Origin of the sequence: Christiangramia crocea, assembly GCF_022410465.1 — a bacterium.
In the GTDB taxonomy this organism is placed as follows: Bacteria; Bacteroidota; Bacteroidia; order Flavobacteriales; family Flavobacteriaceae; genus Christiangramia; species Christiangramia crocea.
On the sequence record NZ_JAJSON010000025.1, the window covers coordinates 503560 to 523633 of the forward strand.

The following is a 20074-nucleotide window of genomic DNA, read 5'->3' on the forward strand; positions in this document are numbered from 1 at the left end:
TTTTGAAGAGCAGGATCCTTATCATCTTTCTTTTTCTTTTCTGCGGAAGTGTTTACCCGCAGGAAGTTGATTCCGTAGCTGAATTCAAGGAAGTGAGATATGATGAGTCCTCCGGCCTGGAACCAGTTAAATTCGATAGATCCAGAATAGATAACTATAAGAACAGTAAGGATTTTGAATACCTGCAAACTTCCGAAAAAGATAACTGGTGGACCCGATTTAAGAAATGGGTGAACGAAAAATATAAACAGTTCCTCAACTGGCTTTTTGGAGATTATAAGGCAAGTCCGTTACTGGCCTTCATAATTGAGATTATTCCCTTTGTATTGCTTGTTCTCATGCTGGCGCTTATCGCCTGGCTCTTCTCCAGATTGAATCCGGGCGGGCGAATCCTTCAACAGCCTAAGACCAGCCAGGTCTTTTTATCAGAGGAGGAAGAACTGGTAAAGAATGAAGATCTCCCTGCACTTATAAAAGAAGCCGTAAGGAATGGGCAGTTCAGGCTGGCAGTGCGTTATTACTATCTGAATGAGCTACGAAAACTGGATAATCTGGATCTTATTGAATATGAATTCCAGAAAACCAACAGGGATTATAATTCCGAATTAAAAGATGAGAACATCAGGAAACATTTCGCTGAGATCACTATGTTATATGAATTTATCTGGTACGGCAGTTTTCAGGTTTCGGAATCAGATTACAGACTTGTCGAAAAAGGCTTTTTAAGAATGGAGCAAAGCCTTAATTCTTTAAGCCATGAATAGGACCTATAAAATCGCCTTTGGCCTGTTCCTTTTCCTGGTGATCTCTCTGGCATGGCTGGAAAGTTCAGAGCCCGAACCTATAAACTGGAACCCAAGTTATACGGCTGGGGACAAAATCCCGTTAGGAAGTTTCGTTTTCTATGAAAACCTGAAAGACCGGTTTCCTGATAGTATTCAAAAGATCAACATCCCTCCCTATGAATATCTGAATGGTAATGCCACAAACGGGACTTATTTTTTCCTTAATAATCAGGTACAATTCGATAAGGACGAACTTGAGGATCTTCTGGATTGGGTAGCTCAGGGCAACCGCCTTTTTATTTCTTCCTATGGTTTTGGTGAAAACCTGGAAGACACGCTGAATATCAGCCTTTCATCTTTTATGAGCGCCGATGATTTCCAGTCCAGGCCGGCCCTCAATTTTGTAAATCCAAAGTTGAAATTTGAAAAGGATGTAGAATTCGACCAGGACCTTCCTGCTCTCTATTTTAATAAAATAGATACTTCTAAACATGTAATTCTTGGCACTTCTACTTTTGGTAAGAATAAGCCGCAGGAAAAGGTAAATTTCATCAAATCAGATTTTGGGGATGGGGAGATCTATTTACATTCCACTCCCCAGGTCTTCAGCAATTATTTTTTATTAAAAGAGCTGAACTACAGCTATGCAGAAAATTTGCTAGCATATCTTACCGGAAATAATCTGCTCTGGGATGCCTACTACAAATCAGGTAAGAGCTTTTTCACTTCACCGCTCTATATCTTCATGAATAACCGGTCCCTTAAATGGTCCTATTATTTTGTGATCATCGCGGCAATACTGTTCATACTTTTTGAAGGAAAAAGAAAGCAACGGGCCATCCCTGTGGTAAGTCCGTTAAAGAACAAATCTTTTGAATACACGGAAACCCTATCGCAGTTATACCTGGAAAAAAAGAAGTTTCATGAACTCGGATTAAAAAAGATCGCCCTTTTTATGGAATACATAAGGACGAATTTAAGGCTGGATACTTCAAACCTGGATGAAGAATTTTATAAAAGCCTTTCAGCAAAAACTGAAAATAGTATTGAAAATACCCGAACGCTCTTCGAAAGAATCATTAATTTTCAGAATAATCATGAGAATGATAAAGATGAATTCTTTGAACTGAGCAAAAGCATAAACTCATTTAAAAATAAGAATGGAAAATCCCGAAGTGAATCATAACGAAGAAGAACTGAGATTCGAGAACAGGATCCCGCTTGAGGGCCTGAAGCAATCTGTGGAAAGCCTGAAAGAACAGCTATCAAAAGTGATCGTGGGCCAGGAGAATTTTGTAGAATTGCTGATCGTAGGATTGCTCTCCAATGGGCATGTACTGATAGAAGGAGTCCCGGGAGTGGCAAAGACCATCACTGCCAAACTTTTCGCCCAATGCCTGAAAACCAACTTCAGCCGGATTCAGTTCACACCAGACCTTATGCCCAGCGATGTACTGGGAACCTCTGTCTTCAACATGAAAACTTCAGAATTCGAGTTCAAGAAAGGACCGGTATTTTCAAATATCATCCTGATCGATGAAATAAACCGGGCGCCGGCGAAAACTCAGTCTGCCCTATTCGAAGTGATGGAGGAAAGACAGGTTACCATAGACGGAAAAATGTATAAAATGGAGGCTCCTTTTATGGTCCTCGCCACCCAGAACCCTATTGAACATGAAGGCACTTATGCATTACCAGAGGCTCAGTTGGACAGGTTTCTTTTCAAGATACAAGTGGACTATCCGAACTTTGAAGACGAAATAAAAATTCTTCAAACTCATCACGAGAGAAAGGGTAAACTTCCTGAAACTGAAGTAGAACCTGTACTCAGCCCGGAAATGATAGCAGAGCTAAAGTCTCAGATCCATGAGGTCATTATTGAAGAGAAGCTGCTTGGTTATATCGCTGAACTGATCAATAAGACAAGAAACCACCCCCATCTGTATCTTGGGGCAAGCCCAAGGGCGTCGATTTCAGTAATGAACGCTGCAAAGGCCTTTGCTGCCATAAACGGACGTGATTTTGTGATCCCTGAAGATATTCAGAATTCCCTGAAACCTGTACTTGGTCACCGTCTTATTTTGTCGCCAGACAGGGAGATGGAAGGTATGACTACGGCGGCCGTTATAGATATGATAACCCATTCTGTTGAAATCCCCAGGTAGTGATTAAATTTCTCAAATCATTATATTTTGGAAGAAGGCTGTTCTATTCACTTTTTGGGATCGCCATACTCTTTTTTCTTTCTTTCTGGTTCGAGATACTCTACAGTATTACCTGGATACTGGCTTCCATTCTCCTGGTCCTGCTTTTTACTGATATAATCACACTTTATACCGGATCTAATATTGAAGCCGACAGAAAGCTTCCGGAAAAATTCTCAAACTCAGACGAGAACAGAGTTGAAATAAATATAAAGAACGCATATGGCTTCAAACTGAATGCTGAAGTGATCGATGAAATACCGGTACAGTTCCAGAAACGGGATTTTTTAAGATCCCTGCATTTACCTCCTTACAAGAGCCTAAGTTTCGAATATTTTTTGAGACCTCTTAAAAGAGGTGAATATATCTTTGGAAATCTGAATATTTATATTTCCACTTTTCTCAAACTTGCCAGAAGAAGATACCTCTTCAAAAAAGATCAAATGGTCAAGGTATATCCTTCATTTGTTCAAATGAAAAAATTAGACTTCCTAGCTTTAGACCAGAAGATAAGCCTGCAGGGCATAAAGAAGATAAGGCGTATTGGACATACCATGGAATTTGAGCAGATCAGGGAATATGTTCGTGGTGATGATGTTCGTACCATCAACTGGAAAGCTACCGCCAAGCACAGCGATCTTATGGTCAACCAGTTCCAGGATGAAAGGGCACAGCCGGTTTATTCAGTCATAGATTGCGGAAGGGTAATGAAAATGCCCTTTGCAGGCCTTAGCCTTTTAGATTATGCTATAAACAGTTCACTGGCGTTTTCTAATGTCGCACTTAAAAAGAAAGACAGGGTAGGAATGCTGGCATTCTCGAATAAAATAGACAGTCTTAAAAAGGCAACCGCGAAAATGAGTCAGCTTAACCAGATCATGGAGGCCCTTTATAACATAGACACCCGCTATTTGGACAGCGATTTCAGCCTGTTATATTCAAGGATAAATAAGAGTTTAAACCACCGTAGTCTGCTTATGCTTTACACCAATTTTGAGCATATGTCCGGCCTTAAAAGGCAACTGCCTTTTTTAAAGGCCATGGCAAAGAAACATTTACTGGTAGTGATCTTTTTCGAAAACACAGAAATAAGCAAACTTACAGGCCAGTCTCCATCTAATGTAAGTGAAAGTGCTCATCAAACTGTGGCCGAGTTGTTTTCTCATAGCAAAACACTTATGGTGAAAGAACTTCAGCGGCACGGAATACAGACGGTGCTAACAGCTCCAAAGGACCTTAGCATAAATACAATCAATAAATATCTTGAGATCAAGGCACGCGGACTTCTCTAAAATTACAATTCGGTTTTAAATATCTACAGTTCAGTTAAAAGCTTTTTCAAAATCTGACTTTTGAAGATATGTTTGTTTCATAATCAAAACAGTATAAATTATGAAAACAATCGCACTTCTACTCGCAATGCTGGTTGGATCTTTTATGCACGGACAAAAAGAAAATACAGGAACAATAACTACCGTGGTCCCAAATGTGAACGGAACCGAAGGTGAGGTTCTCTTCGCACTTTACACTCAGGATGATTTTATGAAACGAGAGGCCGACTTCTCTGCCGTGAGTAAAATTGTTGATGAAAGCGCAACGTGTATCTTTGAAAATGTACCTGCAGGGACCTATGCCCTGGTGGTAATGCACGATAAGAACAGTAACCAGCGTATGGATTTTGATAACAGTGGAATGCCTCAGGAAGATTACGGCACCAGTGGAAATACCATGAGTCCTGGACCACCGAACTGGATGGAATCTAAATTCGAATTTGATGGTACCGACAAGAAGATAGAAATCAGGTTTTAATTATAATATTCAGTACACCATCAGTCCAGGAACGAACAGATCATCAATGGAAAACTTAAACCTTTCTACCTCAGAAGGGTTTTTTCTTATAGATAAAACAAAGTTTACAGTTAATTTAAATAAGAAAAACTTATACCTTTGTAATAAGATAAATCTGTTTATATGACAATTACCCAATTGCATTATGTACTGGCAGTTGCCGAGCATAAAAATTTCACAAAAGCCGCCCAGAAGGTTTTCGTAACCCAGCCTACTTTAAGTATGCAGATCCAGAAACTGGAAGAAGAACTTGAAGTGACTATTTTTGACAGGACCAAAAAGCCTATTCAGCTTACCGAAGTAGGGCAAAAGATAGTTCAGCAGGCCAGGAATATTGTAAATGAAAGCGACAGGATACAGGATATTGTAGACCAGCAAAAAGGCTTTATAGGTGGAATTTTCAGACTTGGGGTAATCCCCACGGTAATGCCCACATTACTGCCGATGTTCATCGGAAACTTTCTAAAGAAATATCCCAAGGTAAAACTGAAGATAGAGGAACTTCATACGGAAGCAATTCTGGAAAAGTTAAAGGAAGGCCATTTAGATGCCGCCATAGCAGCTACTCCACTTGAGGTGGAAGGAATCAAGGAAAATGTTCTTTATTATGAACCATTTGTTGCATATATACCAGATGATACCGAACTATTAAAACAAGAAAAACTGGATGTTGATGAACTTGACATCAACAATATGCTTTTGCTGGAGGATGGTCACTGTTTCAAAGATGGTGTAATAAATTTATGTAAGGCTTCCAGGAATTATGAAGATGATCAGCTGCAATTGGAAAGCGGAAGTTTTGAAACGCTGATAAAACTGGCCAATGAGGGGCTGGGGATGACCCTTCTACCCTATCTGCATACTCTAGACCTGAAGGAGTCTGAAAAAAAGAACCTGAGAATGTTCAAAGATCCGGTTCCGGCACGAGAAGTAAGCCTGATCTATAATCGCAGTGAATTAAAGATGCAGATTATAGAAGCCCTGCGCAATACGATTGCGGGCGTTATAAAAGGCGCAATCACCTTCCAGAATGTGAAGATAATCAGTCCGCTTAATAAAAAGAAAGAATACCAGGTTAATTAGAAAAGCGGCCTTTTGAGCCGCTTTCTTGTTAGGTATTTAAATAAATTAAACATTGATTTAATTCGGGATTCTGCCTGGTTAAAGAGATAATCCAAAGTCTTAATTCCTCTATTTCATGAGGAAGTAAACGCTGAAGTGCCTTTTTAACCTCCTTGCAGAACAAGTTCGCATCAAAACTCACCTTGTCAAGTACAGTTTTGGTGTATTCAAACATCGCTCTCGCCATAATTTGAAATTGATTTAAGTTAAAGTTAGGTTGATAAATGCGTAGAAGTACTCTATAGGCAGATAAATTTTTTGGTTATCTAAATATAGTAAAATCAAATGTGTTTTAACACTTATCTTAAAAATTTAACAATATTAAAATCGGTTATCACCACTTAAAACATCACCAATTCCCCCTAAAATACTGCCTTCCCCTTTATCTTTTCCTCCCTGCTGAGGGGCAGCCTGATGAATTCTGCTGGCTAACCTGCTAAATGGTAAAGACTGAATATAAACAGTTCCCGGTCCTGTGAGAGTCGCAAAGAATAAACCTTCTCCTCCAAACAAAGTATTTCTTATCCCTCCTACAAATTCGATATCATAATCTACAGTTTGGGTAAATCCGATAATACAGCCTGTATCTACCTTTAATTTTTCTCCCGGTTGTAATTCCTTTTTAGCCATGGTACCTCCGGCATGAACAAAAGCCATCCCGTCTCCTTCAACTTTTTGCATGATAAAACCTTCGCCACCAAAGAATCCTCGCCCTAATTTCTTACTGAATTCGATGCCTATTGACACTCCTTTTGCCGCACACAGAAAGGCATCCTTCTGACATATAAATTTTCCATTGAATCTTGTAAGGTCTATTGGGATCACTTTCCCGGGATATGGCGAAGCGAAACTAATTTTTTTCTTGCCCTGAACTTCGTTTGAAAAGATGGTCATAAAAAGACTCTCACCGGTAAGAAGGCGTTTTCCGGCCCCGAGGACCTTTCCTAAAAAACCTTCATTCTGTTTGGAGCCATCGCCAAAAATTGTATCCATCCTAATACCGCTGTCCATCATCATAAAGTTACCTGCCTCAGCAATAACCGCTTCCTGGGGATCCAGCTCCAGTTCTACATACTGCATCTCCTCCCCAAAAATCTGATAGTCTATTTCGTGTGCATTCATTTTTATAAGCTTTAGGCTTAAAGCACTAAGCTTCAAGCATGTTTATTTTTTATTATTTTCATATAATAAGCTTTAAGCAGATGGCTTAGTGCTTTTTACTTTTACTGTCCATTCGAATTCAAAGACCGAAACCTCACTACCCTCTTCATCGGTTCCCACCGACTTCATCCAGAAGATTTGTCCTTCTCCTGTTTGTAAGGCCTTTTCTATATATGTAGCAGCTTTCTCCCCATCGTAACAGTTAAAACTGATTTTTCCGGTAGCTTTTTTTGCGAATACCGATTTATTCTGGGCTACCAGCATGGAAATTTTTACTCCGGATTGCTGGATCTTTTCCATAACAAGTGCCCCCGTACTTAATTCAGCAGCCATTCCCTGCACCGCCCAGTACATAGATCTGAAGGGATTCTGATTTATCCATCGGTGCCGGACTCCTACTTCACATTGAGACTGGTCTATATGTTTTACCCTTACCCCACATAACCAGGCACTTGGTATTTTCGTGATCAAAAAAGAATTGAGTTTTGTGGGAGAGAGCTTCATTTTAAAGGGTTTTGGTTGATTTTTCTATAAAAATAGCAAATAAACATGACTCTATAATTCCTAAATTTTTGTTAAATTTTAGTACTGTGTTTTGCATAATACCTTCTTTTAGATATATATTTGTATAAGAATCTAATAGGTTATGTAATCATCAAAACAAAATCATCATGTATCAATCAACTAAATCACAAGGAATTGCATTAAATGCAAAAAGAATTAAGATCTATCTGGCAGTAGCATTTATTTACATCTACTTTATAACCACGATATTCTTATAAGAGAAGATTAGAAACTTTAAAGAATTTAAAATGACCACAGAAACCATCAATCAAAACCAAACGCTGGCTACCGTACTTCATCTATCGGTATTTACACAGTTCTTTATCCCGTTGGGGAATTTCATCTTTCCCACCTTGTTATGGCTAAGCCGCAAACAGGATCCTTTTGTAGATCATCATGGAAGAAACGCTCTGAATTTTCAGATAAGCATCTTTCTCTACTCGGTCTTTTTGCTTGCGGCCGGAGCTGTAACCTTTATTTACTTTGGCATAAAGTTCAGCATTAAAGAACCATTGTTTTTGCATGAAGACTCTTTTATAATAGAAAGTTTTACGGATGCCCTGCCCTTTTTCATCATCATAGGGGTATTTGGATTACTACTATTAGGTCTTTTCATTCTTGAGCTATTTGCGGTTATCAACGCAAGTATCAGGGCAAGCGAAGGCAAACTATATAATTATCCTCTAACCATCAATTTTATCGGTGCAAGTACGCCCGATGATAATAACCATCAAACAGATCAATCAAAAAATGAACAGTTTAATGACACCCAAAAACAAACAACATGAAGATCGAAAATACAAAAGCACAGATGCGTAAGGGTGTACTCGAGTACTGCATACTCTCCGTTCTAAAGGACGAAGATGCCTATGTTGCAGAAATTCTGGATACACTGAAGGACGCCAAGTTGCTGGTTGTTGAAGGGACCATTTACCCCCTTCTTACCAGGCTGAAAAATGCCGGACTTCTCAACTACCGGTGGGAAGAATCCACCAGCGGGCCGCCAAGAAAATATTACGGCCTTACCGAAACCGGGAAAATTTTCCTCAGGGAACTTACAGGTACCTGGGAGGAACTGCAATCTGCAGTTAACATCGTAACCACTCAAAAAAAGAAGAATCATGAATAAGACAGTAAATATAAATCTTGCCGGCATTTTCTTTCATATAGATGAGGATGCGTATGCCAAGCTACAGCGTTATCTGGACGCTATCAGGCATTCCTTTTCCAATACACAGGGGCGTGATGAGATCATCTCAGATATCGAAGCTCGCATTGCTGAATTATTTAATGAAAAGGTTAAAAATGAACGTCAGGTAATAAGCATTAAAGAAGTAGAAGAAGTCATTGCCATTATGGGACAACCCGAAGATTATATGGTAGATGAAGAGATCTTCGAAGACGAACCCAAGAAGACTCAGTCCACAAAAACCGTTGGAAAAAAGCTATTCAGGGATCCTGAAACGGGCTATGTAGGTGGTGTATCATCAGGGCTGGGACATTATCTTGGAATTGAAGCCATATGGATAAGATTGTTATGGATCTTATTAACCATTTTCTCCACCGGAGCTTTTGTACTGATATACATCGCTTTCTGGATCTTTGTCCCTGAAGCCAAAACCACAGCAGATAAGCTGGCAATGCGCGGAGAGGAGGTTACCATCAGCAATATCGAGAAAAAGATACGCGAGGGTTTTCACGAAGTTTCAGATAGTATAAAAAATGTAGACTACGACAGGTATGGCAAACAGGCTAGTGCCGGTGCCAGCTCTGCCGCTACAACCCTTGGTAATATCATCAAGTTCTGTCTGAAACTATTTGTAAAATTCGTAGGTATATTATTGTTATTAATCGCAGGGTCAACCCTGATAGCTTTATTCGTGGGGCTGTTTGCCGTTGGAACCTTTGGAATCATTGAAGCTCCCTGGACAGATTATGTAGACATGGTCAACACCGGGGCACCACTCTGGGTACTATCACTGCTATGTTTCTTTGCAGTAGGAATCCCATTCTTCTTCCTTTTTGTACTTGGATTGAAGATTCTGGTGAAAAACCTGAAATCGATAGGCAGGATCGCGTTGTTAACGCTACTAGGAGTCTGGTTAATATCCATTATAGGCTTAAGCGTAATCGGTATTTCACAGGCTACTAACAGGGCCTTTGACGGAGATGTTGCAAGCACCGAAAAACTGAACATCATGCCTACCGATACGCTCTTTCTGCGTATGCGCAACAATCCTGAATATACCGGGAGAACCTGGCGAAGTTCAGATTTCAGGATAGCTTATGATAACGGTAATAAGGTGATCGTTGGAAATGATATTCGCTTGATTGTGAAGTCTACCAAAGATTCTCTTGGGAAAATTGAAGTGGTAAAGTCGGCTGAAGGAAAGGATATTCAGGATGCACGGACAAGAGCAGAGAATATCAAATATTCCACCAGTCTTATAGGAAATGAGCTATTATTAGATAGTTACTTTACTTCAGACTCCGGTTACGGATACCGCGATCAGGAAGTACAGGTAACTCTTTTCCTGCCTGAAGGAACCACTTTGTATGCAGATGAGAACACCTCCTCTTTTCACAGAAATACCGATTATTATGGTGATATTCTTATAAGCGGTGAAGAAGGACATTTTCTGAAAATTATTGAAAATGAAACTTCCTGTGAAGACTGTCCGGAAGATACCTGGGAAGATTCGGAAGACGACACCTGGGATGAAAACAGTGAAGACTGGGACAGTTCAGATGATTTCAATGCGAGGGTTAATATAAATGGAGAAGAACTTAATATAAAAGTGAATGACGAAGGTCTGGAAGTGAACGATCAAAAAGTTGATCGTGTAAGAATAGACAGTAATGGAATTGAAATAAACAATTAATCATGGGCACTCTCATCAATCTATTAATAAGTTTCATCATGAGTGTGTTATTCGGACACCAGATAAAAGAACCGAATACCGCTCACAACGAATTGCAGAAAGATAAAATAGAAGTCTTTCAACAACTCAAGGCCCAGCAGCAATTGCTGGAATGCTAACCGACCATCAAAAAAGCCTCCTTTGGGAGGCTTTTTCTATATTTGATATATTTCAATCAATTCTTATGATAAGAAAACTACCCTTTTTACTACTCATTATCCTTTGTTCCTGCAAAGCTCAGGAAAAAATAAAAGGAAGCAGGAACGTAAAAACCGAACAATATAACCTCACCTCTTTCCACTCAGTCCAGCTGGCCGGAGAATTTGAAGTAGGAATTCTAAAAGGTGGCCGACCCATGATTGAGGTTACGGCCGATGACAACCTTCATGACCTCATACAAAGTGAGGTTGTGGATGGTATACTCTATATCAAACCTGTCAAGGAATTCAGCAGGACCAAATCCCAGGAGATCAGGATCACTTTTTCGGATACACTTAGAAATATAAAAATTTCAGATAAGGTTGTATTAGAATCTCTCCAGGACCTGTATTTCGGTGATTTCCAATTAGAGACCAAAGATGGCTCGCAGGCATATATGACCCTAACCGCGAAAAGCTTTAATCTTATTCACGGAGATGATTCCAGAGCCGAGCTCAATGTCACTGCACAGGAAGTGTATTATCAGTTAAACCAGTCCTCTAAAGTTGAAGCACTGGTTAATTCATCTGTTTTCAAAGTTGATATTTACGAAAAAGCTGCTGCCAGGATAGATGGTGAGATTAAAGAATTTGAACTCAGAGCAGACCAGTCTGCAGAATTCGATGGTGAAAACCTCACCTGCATCAATGCTGTTGTACTTGCTCAGGGTGATTCGGAAAATAAGCTTAACATTACCGAAAATCTTCAATTAAGAGCCAAGGATAAAAGTGAAACAGAGATCTTCAACGATCCCCAGATAGATTTGATCGAGTTTACAGGCGAAGCCGTTATTGCTAAAAAGGATTTTGGTAAAGGCCTTTTTAGATAGCATTATCCTAAAGTTTTCAAAATTCTGAATGCTTAATTCTAGGATTGAATAGTTTTACAGTGAATTTTTAAATCAAATATTATGAAGTATTTATTTAAAACCAGCTTATGTATCCTGGCTCTTAGTATAGGATTTGTTTCATGTAGAGATTCCGAAAAGGAGGATGAGAAAACCGAAGTCCAGGAACTTATGGAAGATCCGGACAATAAAGTTGAAGTGAAGGACGATGGTAATAAGATAAAGATCGAGACCGCTGAAGGCGATGAGATCAAAATAAAAATGGATGATGGTGAATACAAGAAGAAAGTAGACAGAGCTGATGGCAGCGAATCTAAACTAAAAATAGAAGACGGAGAGGTTAAGAAGAAAACAGATAACTGATCCTTCTATATCTATTCAAATAAAAAGAGGCCGTCTAAAAAGTCTTTGATGCCGTCATTGCGAGAAACGAAGTAATCTATTCATAATGACCTCCAACGAGGAGATTACTTCACTTTGTTCGGAATGACCTCTATATCTGACTTTTTAGACGGCCTCTTTTATCTTTATTTCAATGTAATTAAGCGTTGATCTGCTTTTCTTCCGCATTTTCTTCTTCCATATGGCTATCTTTTTCAGCGAGGTAACGCTCAGCATCAAGTGCTGCCATACAGCCAGTTCCAGCCGCAGTTACCGCCTGGCGATATTCCTTATCCTGAACATCTCCTGAGGCAAACACGCCAGGAATATTTGTTTTTGTGGATTTTCCCTTAGTGATAAGGTATCCGGTATCGTCCATATCCAGCTGGCCTTTGAAAATCTCAGTATTAGGTTTATGACCAATGGCCACAAAGAATCCTGTAATTTTGATCTCTTCCTTCTCCCCGGTCTGATTATTTACCATTCTAAGGCCTTCCACAACCTGATCTCCAAGGATCTCTTCAGCTTCAGTATTATACCTTACTTCAAGGTTCCTGGTATTATCTACCCTGTGCTGCATGGCTTTAGAAGCCCTCATATAATCTTTTCTAACCAGCATTGTCACTTTGTTACAGATATTTGCCAGATAAGTAGCCTCTTCTGCTGCGGTATCACCACCTCCTACGATGGCAACATCCTGACCTTTGTAAAAGAAACCGTCACACACGGCACAAGCAGAAACCCCGCCTCCTCTTAGTCTTTGCTCACTTGGCAATCCAAGATATTTTGCCGTAGCTCCGGTAGAGATAATAATAGTTTCAGCTTCCACCCATGTTGAGTTATCTACACAGGCCCTGTGAATACCACCCACTTCTTTAGAGAGTTCCACTTCAGTAACCATCCCTATTCTAACCTGGGTTCCAAAACGCTCTGCCTGTTGCTGAAGATCCATCATCATTTTTGGCCCATCGATACCCTCCGGATATCCCGGAAAATTATCAACCTCGGTAGTGGTGGTAAGTTGTCCTCCCGGCTCCATCCCGGTATATAAAACTGGTTTAAGGTCTGCACGGGAAGCATAGATCGCAGCCGTATATCCGGCAGGGCCCGACCCGATGATCAAACACTTAATTCTCTCTATAGTATCACTCATTTTTTTTAATTTTTGGCTTCTGTAAAAGTAGGGAGTTTAGGTTAAAACTTACACCTAATGTTATTAAGATAGTTTATTTGTTGATAAACCCTAAAAATAAAGGCAGAAAACTGCCCGGGTTCCAGCAAATTTAAAAGATAAATTTACCTTTGCCAAGGATGGAATTGAGTTTATTTAACATACTGGATATACTGGGAACCATTGCGTTTGCTATTTCAGGAGCGCTTTCTGCAATGAACCGGCGGCTGGATCTTTTCGGGATTTTCATCATAGCTTTTGTGACGGCCATTGGCGGAGGTACACTTAGAGATTTACTTATAGGAAGTACACCGGTGACCTGGATGGAAAATATAGTATACGTATATCTTATAGGTTTGGTTACCATACTGGCAATTGTATTCAGAAATAAACTATTCTATCTTAGGAAATCGCTGTTCCTCTTTGATACCATTGGTCTCGGTGTGTTTACCATTACCGGAGTGGAAACAGGTATACAAAATGATCTTAACCCAATCATTTCCATCGCACTGGGAGCGATGACGGGGACTTTTGGCGGGGTGATAAGAGATATTCTTTGTAATGAAATTCCTGTGATATTTAGAAAAGAAATATATGCCACCGCCTGTATTATAGGTGCCTTTACCTATGTGGTTCTTTATGATCTGGGAGTGAACTCCGACATCATCTACCTGGCAACCACTCTAATTGTAATAAGTATTCGACTCGTTGTAGTAAAATATCATATCTCTTTACCATCATTTTACCTTTCTTCCGAGAGGAATTCCGATTAAACCCTCGTTAATTTCAAATGTACATACCTGAATATCAATAGTTTCAGTATCTTTATAAAAAGCTTCTCGAAAATGAAAAGGCACGCCGAAATAGTGATCGTGGAAAATGATATTCCCATGGCGGCGAAATTATCATTGACACTTAATGAACTTGGTTACAGGATTACAGGAATATTCTCGCGAGCCAAAGATGCGCTTTTCTTCATCGAACAGGAACCTCCAGACCTTATTCTTCTGGACGATAGCTTAAAAGGACAGCTTAATGGAATGGAATCTGAAGGAAGCGATCCCAAAAAAGAAACCTCTATCATTTATTTTAATAAAGAACAAAGTTCTCAGAGCATACATAAACTACTGCCCTCCGGAAAAAACATAAGTAAAGGAATTCTAAAAAAAGAGATCAGGGAATCTTTTAAGAGACTAAGAAAGAAATACAGCCTAAAGAAATCTCCAAAGGCTGAACATTCATTTCTAAATGATCGGATCTTTGTAAGATATAAAGATACAATGGTTAAAATTTCCCTCAATGAAATTCAGTTCATTGAGGCTGACAGGAACTACTGCAAAGTATTTACAAAAGATCGCCAGTATCTTCTGGTTACAACTTTAAAAGAAGTCGCCAGTAAGCTTCCTAATAAACGCTTCTTAAGAATACATCGATCCTATATCGCTAATCTTTCACATATCGATGAGATTGGTGGTAATCACGTAGTGATCTCAGGCCGGTCATTACCAATGAGCAAAAACATGAGAACTGAACTCTTCAAACATCTTCAGGTCATCTAATAATCCTTCTAAATCCTTTCGGTAAATAATTATTGCCTTTCGGAAAGTATTCCGGCATGCCTGTCCTTTTTGGATTGGCCTGCCTCAAAATACTTCCTAAATTCTCCTCTTATTTATTAACCAAAAAATGGAAGTGATGAAATCAACCAAACAAAATTTAACAGCAATTATACTGATGCTGTTTATCTGTATTTCGATCTATGCTCAAAACGACAGGTACCAATTATATGTGGTGCATGAAGATCATGTTAAAGACGGGATGCAAAGCATGCATGATCAGGCTGACAAGGTGCTTATGGAAGCCGCAAAGGAGCATAACATGAAAGGTATGAACTGGATAACCTTTCAGACAGATGATAACAGGGTAATGTACCTCTCTCCTATTGAAAATATGGCCGAGCTGGATAAAAACCCCTTCGAGGATCTTGAAAAGAAAATGGGGAAGGATAAGTTTGAAAAGCTTTTTGAAGATTATCAGGGCACCTATACCAAACATGGTGATTATATTCTAAGATTAGACAAAGAGCTTTCTTATATGCCAGATGGTATTACACAAACGCCTGCAGGTCAGAATTACAGGGAACTCACCTATTACTGGATTCCGCCGGGAGAAGGTGAAAAAGCCGAACAGTTAGCCCGGGGAGTAAAAGAGCTTTATTCTAAAAAAGGTTCCAAGATTCATTACCGGGTCTATAAAAGTGGTTTCGGGAATATGGGGAATTACTATATGGTTGCCGTTGCTGCGGAAAGTCCTGAGGCTATGGAGAAAATGCGTGAGGAGAATATGGAATTACTCGGAGAGGAAGGAAAGAAATTATTCGATGAAATAGAGAATAGCACCTCAAAACAGGAAAGAGTAACCGGTTATTTAAAACCTGAACTATCGTACGTTACCAATAATTAGCATATCTGAACTTTTATTTAACTAAATATCAATCATAAAAACCATTATCATGAAAATCATTCAAAAATTCGGGGCTTTATTTTTCTGCCTCACCATGTCAATTGGCCTATGGGCTCAGGAAACTAAGAATCAGGCATTCTGGATCCATGAAGATAAGGTAAAACCTTCTATGATCGCAGAATATGATAAAGTCTCTAAGGACTTTGTTGAAATCTGTAAAAAACATGATCTAAAAGATGTAGAATGGTCTGTAGCCCAAATGGACGACGGCACTTTTATGTCTATTACTCCTATTGAAGATCTGGCTGATATCCAGAACATTTCTTTTAATCCCTTAAGGGAAAAGATGGGAGACGAAGAGTTTTCAAAGATCTTTGAGAAATTCAATAAATGTTATGATAAGCATGGAGATTATGTGGCTATACTAAACAGTGAGCTTTCTTATATGCCCGATGGACTTACAACTGAAACTGCCGGAAAAAATTATCGCGTCTGGCACCGTATGGAGGTGACTCCCGCAAATATTCAGGATCTAAGAGGGAAAATGAAGGAATTAAAAACCCTTTTTGCTGACAAAGGCTCAAAGATGCACTATCGCATTTATCACAGCGGATTTGGCAATATGGGAAATTATTATGTTGCGGTGATCTCGGCAAAAGATGCCCAGGATTACGATAGGATGTCTGACGAAAATAACAAATTACTCGGTGCAGATGGTCAGAAACTTTTCGAAGAAATGTTTGATTATGTGGAAGCATATTCGGTAAAACGAGGAGGTATGCGACCAGATCTGGCCTACAAGGGCGCTCCAAGCGGTACTAAGATCACCAAAAATTAAGCAAATGAAAAAGCTAATAATATTAAGCCTTTTTATAGGCCTGATCTCATGGTCATGCAAAGATGCCAATGAAGATAAGGAGCTTAGATATACCCAGGATTCTGAAGAGATCAACACCCTGAAGGCTGCCATTAGTGATTATGAAAAAGGAGATTGGGAATCTATGAAATCACATTATGCCGATACGGCTCAGATTTTTCATAACAGCAAGGAAGGACAAGATATAGATGCAACTATTAATTCACATAAAGAATCCCTTACAGGATTATCGAATTATGGATTTTTAGATGAGGAGGAAGAATTTGAAATGGTTTTAACCGATGATGATCATACCTGGGTAAATTACTGGGGTGACTGGCAAGGAACTATTTCAGGCAGTAATGAAGAAATAATAATTCCTGTTCATTTAACGGCTCGTTTTGTAGATGGGAAAATTGTAAGAGAATATGGTTACTGGGATAATTCGGCGATGATGATGGCCATGCAGACAGCAGATACTACCAGAACTGATACCATTAATTGACAGAGATCATGAGAATATTTAAATTTTTGAGCAGCAATTTCCTGTTTGTTCTTCTCTTAATACCTCTTGCAGGGATAAAAGCTCAGGATGCTGTAAAAGTCGATCCTGAGCATTATAAGGTTGAAGTGGATAATCCTCAGGTGAGGATTCTGCGCATAAGCTATAATCCAGGAGAAGAATCGGTAATGCATGGCCACCCGGAAGGAGTTGCGGTGTTTCTTACAGACCATACCGCTAAAATGAAGACAGATGATGGTAAGTCATTTGAGATGGCCGGACAAAAAGGTGATGTAATGTGGTTGGAAAAGTCTAAACATCAACCCAGTAATATTGGGGATAAACCTTTTGAACTTATTCAAATTGAGTTAAAGAATAATATAGCCGGGCAAAAGAGCCTGCATTTGTTTGAACTTCCCGAAGGCGTTACTGAAAGGCAATTAAGTGATCATTTAAAAGAGATGAATCAGGCCATTCGTGAAGAAGGCTATCCGCAAGCCGGATACCATTTATATAAGCTTCAGGGAACCAATAATGAAAATTATCAGTATTTTCTGGAGGGTGTATGGCCGGATGCTGCCACCTATGATAAAATTCATAACTCCGAAAAATGGAAAGAGATAGCCGAAAAAGGAAAGGAGATGATAGAAAAGGTAAGAGCCAGTGAGCTTTATTTAAAAGCTACAAGAGTTGAATAAACTACCTTTTCTTTATGGTTAAACGCTTAAAAAGGAGATCCTTTTTAAGCGTTTTTCATATATAATAGATTAATGAGGTAATTTATCCTTTAATATTCCATAGACAAAAGTTCCTAGGATCGCGGCAAGAAATACCACTATCACAGAAATATATCCTGCCCCAATAAGGGTGTATATAGGGCCGGGGCAGGCTCCTGCCAGTGCCCAGCCAAGTCCGAAAACGATACCTCCCATTATATTCGCGGTGTACTCTTTTTCCTTTGGTGCTATTCTAATATCCTGTCCACTAAAGTCCTTAAGTTTTTTCTTTTTTATAAGCTGGATTCCAAGTACACCAATCACCAGTGCCGAACCCATGATCCCATACATATGAAAGGAATCGAACTGGAACATCTCATAGATCCTGAACCATGAAGCCGCTTCAGATTTGAACATTACGATTCCAAAAAATATACCTGTCAACAAATATCCTACTACTCTCATATCTTAAAATATTAATGGAAATAATAAATGAATCATCATTAGGCCTCCTATGAAGAATCCTACCACTGCGATTAGTGAAGGTAACTGAAGATCACTCAGGCCAAAAATGGCATGACCGGAGGTACAACCTCCCGCCCATCTGGCACCAAAACCTATCAGGAAACCACCAACAATAAGAATACTCAGTGCCTTCCAGTCGGTCAAAGCTTCGAGGCTATATATTTCATCCGGTAGATAAGCCTTACCCGAACTTTCAAAGCCTAATTCATTAAGAGTTGTAACCGTTTGCGGATTGATATCTACAGCAGGATCTGCAGTTAAAAAATTGATCGCTATAAATCCGCCAATGGCAGCACCCAGGATCACGATAAGATTCCATCTTTGCTCCCGCCAGTTAAATTTGAAATAATCGGCCTTCCTGTCAGCCCCGCACATGGTGCAGAGTGTTTGAAGATTGGAGGACATTCCAAATTTCTTTCCCATGAAAATTAGAAGGAACATAATCAAAGCTATCAGAGGACCTGAAACGTACCAGGGCCAGGGTTGTAATATCATTTCCATAATGCATTTTTTTTGGGGGGATGGCAAAAGTAAGTATTCTATACTGTATTTTCAGAACAGAATTCCCTAATTGAAAAGAATTGATCAGGAGTTCCCTTTAATATATTCTTTAATATTCTGTATTACCTTTTCTGAAAGTCTTTCCAGGGTTTGTTCAGACCAGCCTGCACTGGAGTCAGAAACTATAACCCGCGGCATCATTCTCGTCTCTGAGGTCAATTCTTTCTTGCCGTCTGCATCAAAGATCGCAAAATTGCCGGAATTCTTTATCCATTTTTTAAAAGCACGTTTCTCAAAAGGCAACCCAAGCGAAGTATTGATAAGGATTTTCCCGTTTCCAAATATCCTGAATTCATTTTCTGCAATCAATATAGTATTCTTCGGAAGGTGAAATGATATCACCTCGGAAGTTTTTAATAATTCATTTAATGGACGGTATTCAACTCCCTTTTTCTCCCATTCAGTTTGCCTGGACCGACTATAATAAGACAGTTCTGCACCAAACGGTAGTAAACATTTGGCTAGCAGCTGGCCGGTAACACCCATGCCTACAATTCCAATCCTAAGTCCCGTAAGTTCCTGAGGTAGTTCTTTCCATTGTTCTTCCTTATAGCCATTGAGCAATTGTATAAGTTCAGAAATTATGAATTCGGCCACCCCGGGATCGCCATAATCCCTAATTCCTTTTACTGATATTCCATTTTGTCCTGCGAATTTCACTGCTACATTAGCCGACTCATCATCATACAGGCTGCAGGCCATGCCAATATATTTTAATTCAGGACAGGCTTTAATGACCTCCTCGTCTATTTCTGTACGCCATGAAACAATGATAGCTTCAGCATTACCAATACGATTAATGATCTCTTCCTTTTGCTTTGGATAGTCCGAATAAACCACCACCTCCCCGGAAAGTTTTTCCAGTTCTGATAAGGCTTGCTTATTAAGCCTGGTATTGTCCACACAGATTATCTTATTGAATTTCATATACTTTATTTATAGAAAACCACTCGACTTCGCCCGAGGTGACCTAAACAACGTAACTGCGAGGGAGCAAGGCGACCGAAGCAGTCTCATGATGACACCAGCTCCGAAGAGATTGCTTCGCTCTGCTCGCAATGACTCGCGAAACGTCACTGCGAGGGAGTGAAACGACCGAAGCAGTCTCATGATAATTCCTAGAACAAAGTAGAGATTGCTTCGTTTCACTCGCAATGACCTGGACAACGTCACTGCGAGGGAGCAAGGCGACCGAAGCAGTCTCAAGATGATTCCTCGAACCAGGAAGCGATTGCTTCGCTCTGCTCGC

General features: G+C 39.7%; 24 protein-coding genes. 17 read left to right on the plus strand and 7 right to left on the minus strand.

Annotation, left to right across the window (positions count from 1 at the left end; translation table 11 throughout):
• Positions 1 to 2: 2 nt before the first annotated feature.
• The 6 genes from LU635_RS13790 to LU635_RS13815 all read left to right on the plus strand — a co-directional run bounded on the left by LU635_RS13790 (position 3) and on the right by LU635_RS13815 (position 5920).
• Complete coding sequence (locus LU635_RS13790) at positions 3 to 764, plus strand: DUF4129 domain-containing protein (protein ID WP_240100075.1); 762 nt, start codon at positions 3 to 5, stop codon at positions 762 to 764.
• Entirely contained in the window at positions 757 to 1971 is a 1215-nt protein-coding gene (locus LU635_RS13795) for a DUF4350 domain-containing protein (RefSeq protein WP_240100076.1), read from the plus strand. Before LU635_RS13790 ends, LU635_RS13795 begins: the two co-directional genes overlap by 8 nt.
• The gene (locus LU635_RS13800; protein ID WP_240100077.1) at positions 1946 to 2950 is read left to right on the plus strand and encodes an AAA family ATPase; all 1005 of its coding nucleotides are present in this window, start codon (positions 1946 to 1948) and stop codon (positions 2948 to 2950) included. The genes LU635_RS13795 and LU635_RS13800 overlap by 26 nt, the downstream gene beginning before the upstream one ends.
• Positions 2950 to 4281 carry a DUF58 domain-containing protein gene (locus LU635_RS13805; protein ID WP_240100078.1) on the plus strand — a complete coding sequence of 444 codons (1332 nt, stop codon included), beginning with the start codon at positions 2950 to 2952 and terminating at the stop codon, positions 4279 to 4281. Before LU635_RS13800 ends, LU635_RS13805 begins: the two co-directional genes overlap by 1 nt.
• A gap of 100 nt (positions 4282 to 4381) precedes the next feature.
• Positions 4382 to 4798, plus strand: coding sequence for a DUF2141 domain-containing protein (locus tag LU635_RS13810; protein WP_240100079.1), 417 nt, complete (start codon positions 4382 to 4384; stop codon positions 4796 to 4798).
• Between the two features lie 162 nt (positions 4799 to 4960).
• Positions 4961 to 5920 carry a hydrogen peroxide-inducible genes activator gene (locus LU635_RS13815; protein ID WP_240100080.1) on the plus strand — a complete coding sequence of 320 codons (960 nt, stop codon included), beginning with the start codon at positions 4961 to 4963 and terminating at the stop codon, positions 5918 to 5920.
• Positions 5921 to 5948: 28 nt separating this feature from the next.
• On the opposite strand, the gene LU635_RS13820 is transcribed toward LU635_RS13815, so the two are convergent.
• The 3 genes from LU635_RS13820 to LU635_RS13830 all read right to left on the minus strand — a co-directional run bounded on the left by LU635_RS13820 (position 5949) and on the right by LU635_RS13830 (position 7624).
• Complete coding sequence (locus tag LU635_RS13820; RefSeq protein ID WP_131394933.1) at positions 5949 to 6146, minus strand: hypothetical protein; 198 nt, start codon at positions 6144 to 6146, stop codon at positions 5949 to 5951.
• Positions 6147 to 6280: 134 nt separating this feature from the next.
• Positions 6281 to 7081 (minus strand): TIGR00266 family protein, encoded by an 801-nt coding sequence (locus LU635_RS13825; protein WP_240100081.1) that lies wholly within the window; start codon positions 7079 to 7081, stop codon positions 6281 to 6283.
• Positions 7082 to 7153: 72 nt separating this feature from the next.
• Positions 7154 to 7624 (minus strand): DUF4442 domain-containing protein, encoded by a 471-nt coding sequence (locus LU635_RS13830; protein ID WP_240100082.1) that lies wholly within the window; start codon positions 7622 to 7624, stop codon positions 7154 to 7156.
• 308 nt (positions 7625 to 7932) lie between these two features.
• Here LU635_RS13830 and LU635_RS13835 point away from each other — a divergent pair, with 308 nt between their 5' ends.
• From LU635_RS13835 to LU635_RS13855, 5 genes are all read left to right on the plus strand, one after another.
• Positions 7933 to 8472: a DUF4870 domain-containing protein gene (locus LU635_RS13835; RefSeq protein WP_240100083.1), complete on the plus strand. Its 540-nt coding sequence runs from the start codon at positions 7933 to 7935 to the stop codon at positions 8470 to 8472.
• Positions 8469 to 8813 carry a PadR family transcriptional regulator gene (locus LU635_RS13840; RefSeq protein WP_131394925.1) on the plus strand — a complete coding sequence of 115 codons (345 nt, stop codon included), beginning with the start codon at positions 8469 to 8471 and terminating at the stop codon, positions 8811 to 8813. Before LU635_RS13835 ends, LU635_RS13840 begins: the two co-directional genes overlap by 4 nt.
• Entirely contained in the window at positions 8806 to 10566 is a 1761-nt protein-coding gene (locus tag LU635_RS13845; RefSeq protein ID WP_240100084.1) for a PspC domain-containing protein, read from the plus strand. The genes LU635_RS13840 and LU635_RS13845 overlap by 8 nt, the downstream gene beginning before the upstream one ends.
• A gap of 223 nt (positions 10567 to 10789) precedes the next feature.
• Positions 10790 to 11632 (plus strand): GIN domain-containing protein, encoded by an 843-nt coding sequence (locus LU635_RS13850; protein WP_240100085.1) that lies wholly within the window; start codon positions 10790 to 10792, stop codon positions 11630 to 11632.
• Positions 11633 to 11713: 81 nt separating this feature from the next.
• On the plus strand, positions 11714 to 12013 hold the full coding sequence (locus LU635_RS13855; protein ID WP_240100086.1) for a hypothetical protein: 300 nt from the start codon (positions 11714 to 11716) through the stop codon (positions 12011 to 12013).
• A 178-nt stretch (positions 12014 to 12191) separates the two neighbouring features.
• On the opposite strand, the gene trxB is transcribed toward LU635_RS13855, so the two are convergent.
• Positions 12192 to 13184: a thioredoxin-disulfide reductase gene (gene trxB, locus LU635_RS13860; RefSeq protein WP_240100087.1), complete on the minus strand. Its 993-nt coding sequence runs from the start codon at positions 13182 to 13184 to the stop codon at positions 12192 to 12194.
• Positions 13185 to 13342: 158 nt separating this feature from the next.
• On the opposite strand from trxB, the gene LU635_RS13865 reads away from it, so the two are divergent.
• From LU635_RS13865 to LU635_RS13890, 6 genes are all read left to right on the plus strand, one after another.
• Positions 13343 to 13975, plus strand: coding sequence for a trimeric intracellular cation channel family protein (locus tag LU635_RS13865; RefSeq protein ID WP_240100088.1), 633 nt, complete (start codon positions 13343 to 13345; stop codon positions 13973 to 13975).
• 72 nt (positions 13976 to 14047) lie between these two features.
• On the plus strand, positions 14048 to 14761 hold the full coding sequence (locus tag LU635_RS13870) for a LytR/AlgR family response regulator transcription factor (RefSeq protein WP_240100089.1): 714 nt from the start codon (positions 14048 to 14050) through the stop codon (positions 14759 to 14761).
• A 136-nt stretch (positions 14762 to 14897) separates the two neighbouring features.
• Entirely contained in the window at positions 14898 to 15665 is a 768-nt protein-coding gene (locus tag LU635_RS13875) for a hypothetical protein (protein ID WP_240100090.1), read from the plus strand.
• A gap of 49 nt (positions 15666 to 15714) precedes the next feature.
• Positions 15715 to 16503, plus strand: a complete 789-nt coding sequence (locus tag LU635_RS13880) for a hypothetical protein (protein ID WP_240100091.1) — start codon at positions 15715 to 15717, stop codon at positions 16501 to 16503.
• Between the two features lie 4 nt (positions 16504 to 16507).
• Positions 16508 to 17026 (plus strand): nuclear transport factor 2 family protein, encoded by a 519-nt coding sequence (locus tag LU635_RS13885; RefSeq protein ID WP_240100092.1) that lies wholly within the window; start codon positions 16508 to 16510, stop codon positions 17024 to 17026.
• Between the two features lie 8 nt (positions 17027 to 17034).
• Positions 17035 to 17721 (plus strand): cupin domain-containing protein, encoded by a 687-nt coding sequence (locus LU635_RS13890; protein ID WP_240100093.1) that lies wholly within the window; start codon positions 17035 to 17037, stop codon positions 17719 to 17721.
• Between the two features lie 69 nt (positions 17722 to 17790).
• Here the strand turns inward: LU635_RS13890 and LU635_RS13895 are convergent, their stop codons facing one another.
• From LU635_RS13895 to LU635_RS13905, 3 genes are all read right to left on the minus strand, one after another.
• A complete protein-coding gene (locus LU635_RS13895) occupies positions 17791 to 18204 on the minus strand; it encodes a DUF6691 family protein (RefSeq protein ID WP_240100094.1) in 414 nt (137 codons plus the stop codon).
• Positions 18205 to 18207: 3 nt separating this feature from the next.
• A complete protein-coding gene (locus tag LU635_RS13900; RefSeq protein ID WP_240100095.1) occupies positions 18208 to 18765 on the minus strand; it encodes a YeeE/YedE family protein in 558 nt (185 codons plus the stop codon).
• 84 nt (positions 18766 to 18849) lie between these two features.
• Positions 18850 to 19752 carry an NAD(P)-dependent oxidoreductase gene (locus LU635_RS13905; protein WP_240100096.1) on the minus strand — a complete coding sequence of 301 codons (903 nt, stop codon included), beginning with the start codon at positions 19750 to 19752 and terminating at the stop codon, positions 18850 to 18852.
• Positions 19753 to 20074 lie beyond the last annotated feature (322 nt).

Bases quoted from the DNA above. Each gene is read 5' to 3' on its own strand.
- LU635_RS13795 (WP_240100076.1), top strand. From the start codon at position 757: ATGAATAGGACCTATAAAATCGCCTTTGGCCTGTTCCTTTTCCTGGTG.
- LU635_RS13800 (WP_240100077.1), top strand. From the start codon at position 1,946: ATGGAAAATCCCGAAGTGAATCATAACGAAGAAGAACTGAGATTCGAG.
- LU635_RS13810 (WP_240100079.1), top strand. From the start codon at position 4,382: ATGAAAACAATCGCACTTCTACTCGCAATGCTGGTTGGATCTTTTATG.
- LU635_RS13815 (WP_240100080.1), top strand. From the start codon at position 4,961: ATGACAATTACCCAATTGCATTATGTACTGGCAGTTGCCGAGCATAAA.
- LU635_RS13820 (WP_131394933.1), bottom strand. From the start codon at position 6,146: ATGGCGAGAGCGATGTTTGAATACACCAAAACTGTACTTGACAAGGTG.
- LU635_RS13825 (WP_240100081.1), bottom strand. From the start codon at position 7,081: ATGAATGCACACGAAATAGACTATCAGATTTTTGGGGAGGAGATGCAG.
- LU635_RS13830 (WP_240100082.1), bottom strand. From the start codon at position 7,624: ATGAAGCTCTCTCCCACAAAACTCAATTCTTTTTTGATCACGAAAATA.
- LU635_RS13835 (WP_240100083.1), top strand. From the start codon at position 7,933: ATGACCACAGAAACCATCAATCAAAACCAAACGCTGGCTACCGTACTT.
- LU635_RS13840 (WP_131394925.1), top strand. From the start codon at position 8,469: ATGAAGATCGAAAATACAAAAGCACAGATGCGTAAGGGTGTACTCGAG.
- LU635_RS13845 (WP_240100084.1), top strand. From the start codon at position 8,806: ATGAATAAGACAGTAAATATAAATCTTGCCGGCATTTTCTTTCATATA.
- LU635_RS13850 (WP_240100085.1), top strand. From the start codon at position 10,790: ATGATAAGAAAACTACCCTTTTTACTACTCATTATCCTTTGTTCCTGC.
- LU635_RS13855 (WP_240100086.1), top strand. From the start codon at position 11,714: ATGAAGTATTTATTTAAAACCAGCTTATGTATCCTGGCTCTTAGTATA.
- trxB (WP_240100087.1), bottom strand. From the start codon at position 13,184: ATGAGTGATACTATAGAGAGAATTAAGTGTTTGATCATCGGGTCGGGC.
- LU635_RS13865 (WP_240100088.1), top strand. From the start codon at position 13,343: ATGGAATTGAGTTTATTTAACATACTGGATATACTGGGAACCATTGCG.
- LU635_RS13870 (WP_240100089.1), top strand. From the start codon at position 14,048: ATGAAAAGGCACGCCGAAATAGTGATCGTGGAAAATGATATTCCCATG.
- LU635_RS13875 (WP_240100090.1), top strand. From the start codon at position 14,898: ATGAAATCAACCAAACAAAATTTAACAGCAATTATACTGATGCTGTTT.
- LU635_RS13880 (WP_240100091.1), top strand. From the start codon at position 15,715: ATGAAAATCATTCAAAAATTCGGGGCTTTATTTTTCTGCCTCACCATG.
- LU635_RS13885 (WP_240100092.1), top strand. From the start codon at position 16,508: ATGAAAAAGCTAATAATATTAAGCCTTTTTATAGGCCTGATCTCATGG.
- LU635_RS13890 (WP_240100093.1), top strand. From the start codon at position 17,035: ATGAGAATATTTAAATTTTTGAGCAGCAATTTCCTGTTTGTTCTTCTC.
- LU635_RS13895 (WP_240100094.1), bottom strand. From the start codon at position 18,204: ATGAGAGTAGTAGGATATTTGTTGACAGGTATATTTTTTGGAATCGTA.
- LU635_RS13900 (WP_240100095.1), bottom strand. From the start codon at position 18,765: ATGGAAATGATATTACAACCCTGGCCCTGGTACGTTTCAGGTCCTCTG.
- LU635_RS13905 (WP_240100096.1), bottom strand. From the start codon at position 19,752: ATGAAATTCAATAAGATAATCTGTGTGGACAATACCAGGCTTAATAAG.